5 protein-coding genes are annotated in these 4,968 nt (G+C 71.2%); 1 reads left to right on the forward strand and 4 read right to left on the reverse strand.

The features are described from left to right. Positions 1 to 83: 83 nt before the first annotated feature. The 3 genes from VIW71_RS10990 to VIW71_RS11000 all read right to left on the reverse strand — a co-directional run bounded on the left by VIW71_RS10990 (position 84) and on the right by VIW71_RS11000 (position 2,866). Complete coding sequence (locus tag VIW71_RS10990) at positions 84 to 731, reverse strand: amino acid ABC transporter permease (protein WP_331621909.1); 648 nt, start codon at positions 729 to 731, stop codon at positions 84 to 86. A gap of 6 nt (positions 732 to 737) precedes the next feature. Then, a complete protein-coding gene (locus tag VIW71_RS10995) occupies positions 738 to 1,706 on the reverse strand; it encodes a glutamate ABC transporter substrate-binding protein (RefSeq protein ID WP_331621910.1) in 969 nt (322 codons plus the stop codon). A 392-nt stretch (positions 1,707 to 2,098) separates the two neighbouring features. Continuing rightward, positions 2,099 to 2,866 (reverse strand): amino acid ABC transporter ATP-binding protein, encoded by a 768-nt coding sequence (locus VIW71_RS11000; protein WP_331621915.1) that lies wholly within the window; start codon positions 2,864 to 2,866, stop codon positions 2,099 to 2,101. A gap of 150 nt (positions 2,867 to 3,016) precedes the next feature. Between VIW71_RS11000 and VIW71_RS11005 the strand changes: the two genes are divergently transcribed. Next, complete coding sequence (locus VIW71_RS11005) at positions 3,017 to 3,940, forward strand: LysR family transcriptional regulator (protein WP_331621911.1); 924 nt, start codon at positions 3,017 to 3,019, stop codon at positions 3,938 to 3,940. Positions 3,941 to 4,235: 295 nt separating this feature from the next. On the opposite strand, the gene VIW71_RS11010 is transcribed toward VIW71_RS11005, so the two are convergent. Then, positions 4,236 to 4,907, reverse strand: coding sequence for a type VII secretion system-associated protein (locus tag VIW71_RS11010; RefSeq protein WP_331621912.1), 672 nt, complete (start codon positions 4,905 to 4,907; stop codon positions 4,236 to 4,238). Positions 4,908 to 4,968 lie beyond the last annotated feature (61 nt).

Below are 4,968 nucleotides of genomic sequence, written 5' to 3' on the forward strand. Positions count from 1 at the left end.
GGCGTCCGCGGTGACAGTGACGGCCGCGTTACCGGGGGCGTCCGCGGTGACAGCGGTGTTCGCGGCTGACTTTCCCAGGGGCTTCATCGCAGCACCACCAGTCTCCTTTCCAGCGCCGCCGCCAACCGCCCGATCGCCAGCGTGAAGGCGACGTAGCACGCGGCGGCGGCGCCGAAGGTGAACAGCGGTTGCGCGTACTGCTGGTCGAGCAGTTGCGTCTGCCCGGTCAGTTCCTGGGTGACGCCGACCGCGGCGGCCAGCGAGGAGTTGAGCGTCACCGCGATCAGCAGGGAGGCCAGCGGCTGGATGATGCACCGCACCGCTTGCGGGAGCACGATCAGCCGCAGCACCTGCCCGAAGGTCAGGCCCAGCGCCCGGCCCGCCTCGATCTGCCCTCTGGGGACCGCGCGGATGCCGGACCTGATGGCCTCGCTGAAGAACGCGGCCCAGTACAGGCCCATGGCCGTCACCACGGTCCAGAACAGCGAGTAGACCAGGCCGACTTCCGGCAGCCCGAAGACGAACAGGATGAGCAGGACCAGCAGCGGCACACTGCGCACGGCGGAGACGTACAGCCGACCGAACAGGCGCAGCGGGACCACCGGGCTGATCCGGCACACGGCCAGCAGCAGCCCGAGGAGTCCGGCCAGCAGGAACGTGCAGCCGCTGATCTCCAGCGAGACCAGGAAGCCCTTGCCGAACACTCCGAGGTGCGAGGCGACGACGCCCATCGGCGGTCAGCCGATCTTCGGCGGTGCGGGGACCGCGCCGGGCACCTGGGTGCCGAGGGTGGCCTGCCACACCTTGGCCCAGGTGCCGTCGGCCTCGATCTTCGCCAGCCAGTCGTTGACGAACTTCTTGAAGTCCGGCCGGTCGATGGGCAGTCCGATACCGTACGGCTCCTGGCTGAACGTGCCGGGCAGCACCTTCACCTCGGGGTTTTTCGAGGCGTTGCCCGCCAGCAGGCTCTGGTCGAGGACGTAGGCGTCGGCCCGCCCCTGCTTGAGGGCCTGCAGGCACTCGATGTTGGTGTCGAAGAGCTGGATTTTCGCGGTGGGCACGGCGGCCTTGACGGCCGTGGCCGCGGTGGACGCGGACTGGGTGACCACTGTCTTGCCCGCGAGGTCCTTCACCGAGGTGATGTCGCTGTTGTCCTTCTTGACCTGGACCGCCAGACCGTCCAGGAAGTACGGGCCGGCGAAGTTGACGATCTTCGCGCGCTCGGGGGTGATGGTGTAGGTCGCGAACACGGCGTCCACCGAGTGGTTCTTCAGCAGCGCCTCGCGGGTCGCCGCGGTGACCTGTACGAGCTGGGTGTCGGGCTTCCCGGTGATGTACTTCGCCAGCAACTGGGAGAGCGCCGCGTCGAAGCCGGTGACCTTGCCGGTGGTCGGGTCCAGCAGGGAGAACAGGGCCGCCGTCTGCGTGCCGCCGACGAGGAGCTTGCCGCGCTCCTTGATCTTGGCGGCCGTGGACCCGGCCGGCATCAGCGAGGCGTCCGCGGGCTGCTCGGCGGCGATGAGCTGTTCGATGGCCGCGGCGCCGCCGGTGGCCGCGCCGGACTTGACGGGCGCGCCCGGCACCTCCGCGGAGGGCGACGAGCTTCCGGAGCAGGCGCTGGTGAGTGCCGCGGCAGCGACGAGCGTGACGGCGGCCAGGTAGCGGCGTCTGACGGCGGAAGTGCGCGGCGGGGTGGTGCGGGTCATGACTTCTCCTGCGAGGACTGGAGTTCCGGGGGGCGCGACGTTGCGCGAGGGAGGGGGCGCGACAGTGCGCCAGGGGGTACGGCCGTGCGGAGGCAGCGTGGTGGGTGCGGGTCGGACCGGGGCGCCACGAAGGGAGCGCACGGGTGACCACGCGGGGTGCGGGCGAGAAGTACGTGCGGGTGACCGCACGGGTGCGGGTGACACGCGGGTGCGGGTGACACGCGGGTGCGGCCAGGGGTGCGGGCCGCCCGCGCGGTGGTGTCGGGACGTGGGTTCCGAAGGGGGTGGCGCCCCCCTTCGGAACCCGGCCCGCCCGCCCGGCTCGGCCGAAGGGCCGTCCGCCGGCGCTTCCTGAGTGCGCGACGGTGGGGCCCCGGACCGGCCAGGGGGAGTCAGTGGTGGAGCACTTTGGACAGGAAGTCCGCGGCACGCTCGTTCCTGGGGCCAGCGAAGAAGTCGGCCGGAGGGGCCGTCTCCACGATCCGGCCCGCGTCCATGAACACGACGCGGTCGGCTGCCTGGCGTGCGAAGCCCATCTCGTGCGTCACGACGATCATGGTCATGCCGTCGGCCGCCAACTCGACCAGGACGTCCAGCACTTCCTGGATCATCTCCGGGTCGAGCGCCGAGGTGGGCTCGTCGAACAGCAGCACCTTCGGGTCCATCGCCAGGGCCCGCGCGATGGCCACGCGCTGCTGCTGGCCACCGGAGAGCTGCGCCGGGTAGGCGTCCGCCTTGTCCGCCAGGCCGACACGGGCGAGCAACTGCCGTCCGCGCTCACGGGCGTCGGCCCGCGGCACTCCCCGCACCTTGACCGGGCCGAGGGCGACGTTCTGCAGCACGGTCAGGTGGGGGAAGAGGTTGAACGACTGGAAGACCATCCCTGCCTCGGCTCGTAGCCGCGCCAGTTCCCGTCCTTCGGCCGGCAGCGGTTGGCCGTCGACGGTGATGGTGCCGGAGGTGATCGTCTCCAGGCGGTTGACACACCGGCAGAGCGTGGACTTGCCCGACCCGGACGGCCCGATGATCACGACCACCTCTCCGGCATGGACGTCCAGGCACACGTCGTGCAGGACCTGGGCGTCACCGAAGTGCTTGTTGACATCGCTGATACGTACGAGTGGTTGCCGATCGGCGCCGTTGCCGGGGCGTGCGTTCACGCCGGTCTCAGTGGTACTGGTCACACGAACTCCTGCGGGCGACGAGGTCGAGCGGTTCCCTGTGCTGGCGCCTATTGGATCGAAATCCGGCTACCTCCGTCCAACGAGGATTTTTTTGCGGACTCATAAAATCCTTCTATCCTCAAGGATATGTTGGATGTTCATCAGCTGCAGGTCTTGGCCGAGGTCGCTCGGACCGGCTCCTACACGGCCGCCGCGGCCTCGCTGGGCTACTCGCAGCCCGCGGTGAGCTACCAGATGCGCCGTCTCCAGCAGTCGGTGGGCGTGCCGTTGGTGGTCCGGGTCGGGCGCGGCCTGCAACTGACCGAGACCGGCCACACGCTGGTCCGCCACGCGGACGCCATCTTCTCGGTGCTGCGCGCCGCGGACCAGGAGGTCTCCTCGGTCGTGGCGCGTGGTGGCGGCCTGGTGCGCATGGTGGCCTTCCAGAGCAGTTGCGTGACGATCGTGCCCGAGGTGCTGGCGCGGCTGCGGCGCTCCGCCCCGCACGTGCACATCACCCTGACCCAGGCCGAGCCGGTCGAGGCGCGCCACCTGATCAGGACCGGCGAGGCGGATCTGGGGCTGCTGTGCAACTGGGAGAACGAGGACCTCCCCGAGGGCGAAGCGGCCATGCTGCGGGTGCCGTTGATGACCGACCGCCGTTGCGTCCTGATGCGCGACGACCATCCGATGGCCGGCCGCACCACCATCGATCTGAGCGAACTCGCTCACCACGACTGGGTGATGGAGACCATCCGGGACAGGTTCCTGGCAGCCTGCACCAATCTGGGCTTCCAGCCGCGCATCACCGCCACCGCCGACGACCTGCTCGTCATCCAGTCCCTGGTGGCCGCGGGACTCGGCGTCAGCATGATGAACGAGCTGGCCCTGTACGCGCACGTGGTGCCCCCCCTGGTCCACCGCCCGCTGCGGGACTGGCCGTTGCGGCACACGTACGCGCTGCTGTGGCCGGACATGGCCGGCGTACCGGCGGTGGCGACCGTGCTGCGCGAGGTGCGCAGGACCGCTCGCACGATGCGCGAGGACTTCACGCGCGTCGCCCCGCCGTGAGCGGGCGGGAGCCGTGGGGGCGGTCCGGACCGGGCGCCTCCGGTCCCGGGCCGGAGGCGGACCGCCCGCCGGGCGGTCGGAGGGAGCCAGCCGGATCGGACGGAGCCGCCGGGGGTGCAGCTCCGGGCCGGATGGCCGGACAGACCCCGGCCCGGTCAGAGGCGATCGCCGGAAGCTCGGCGCCCAGCCGGGCGGCCGGACGGAACCCGGCCGGGTGGGACGCGAACGCGCGGAGGCTCGGATCCGGGCCCGAGTCCGCAGGCAGCCGGAGGCCGACGCCTCCGGAACCGCCTCGTCAGTCCGCCGCCGACTCCTCAGTCCGCTCGGCGATCGCCCGCAGCAGGGCGTCGGTCTCCAGCAGGACGCTGGCCACACCGGTCGGGTTGACCATCAGCCGCTCTTCCGGAGCGAGTTCCGCGACCAGTTCCCTGACCGGCTGGACCCGGTAGGCCAGCCGCCCAGCGGCGGCGAGCTGCTCGGCGTGCGTGAAGACCGGTATGACCGGGATGCCGTCCGGCGTGGTGGCGACCACCGGCGCGCCCCGCGGATCGGTCAGCACCGCCACCTCCGCGACCGCGAACGTCCGCGTCACGGCCTCACCGGGACCGTACCCGGTGATGGCCAACTGGATCGCCTCGTCCACCTCGTCGGAAGGAGCGGGCCAGCCCAGCGCCGTCGGCGAAGGCCGGTGCTCCTCGTTCTCCCGCCACTCCTCGACCTCGCCGTCCAGGCCGGAGCGCCACTCCCCCACCACGGCCCACCGCGGCGGGGTGCCCTCGCCGGCCCATCCGGGGTCGAGCATGCCCACCCAGTGGTCGGGAGCGAGCCTGGCCACCTCACGGATGTCGTCCGGTACCTCGGGGAACCCCTCCTGCCCGGCCAGTACGCCCGCGCCGCCGGGCCCGCCGACGATCGGGGCGGTCACCGTTCGGGACACCGCGGGCGCGGTCACGGTCTCGTTGCTCATGTCTGTTCTCCTGTGCTGTGACCCGGATCGCCGGTCGATTCCGGGAGTGACGCTCGGCTGC

The sequence above is a fragment of the Streptomyces sp. genome, from assembly GCF_036524955.1.
In the GTDB taxonomy this organism is placed as follows: domain Bacteria; phylum Actinomycetota; class Actinomycetes; order Streptomycetales; family Streptomycetaceae; genus Actinacidiphila.

What these genes read in the sequence shown, in the direction of transcription:
- VIW71_RS10990 (WP_331621909.1), bottom strand. Translation starts at nt 731, where the DNA reads ATGGGCGTCGTCGCCTCGCACCTCGGAGTGTTCGGCAAGGGCTTCCTG.
- VIW71_RS10995 (WP_331621910.1), bottom strand. Translation starts at nt 1,706, where the DNA reads ATGACCCGCACCACCCCGCCGCGCACTTCCGCCGTCAGACGCCGCTAC.
- VIW71_RS11005 (WP_331621911.1), top strand. Translation starts at nt 3,017, where the DNA reads ATGTTGGATGTTCATCAGCTGCAGGTCTTGGCCGAGGTCGCTCGGACC.
- VIW71_RS11010 (WP_331621912.1), bottom strand. Translation starts at nt 4,907, where the DNA reads ATGAGCAACGAGACCGTGACCGCGCCCGCGGTGTCCCGAACGGTGACC.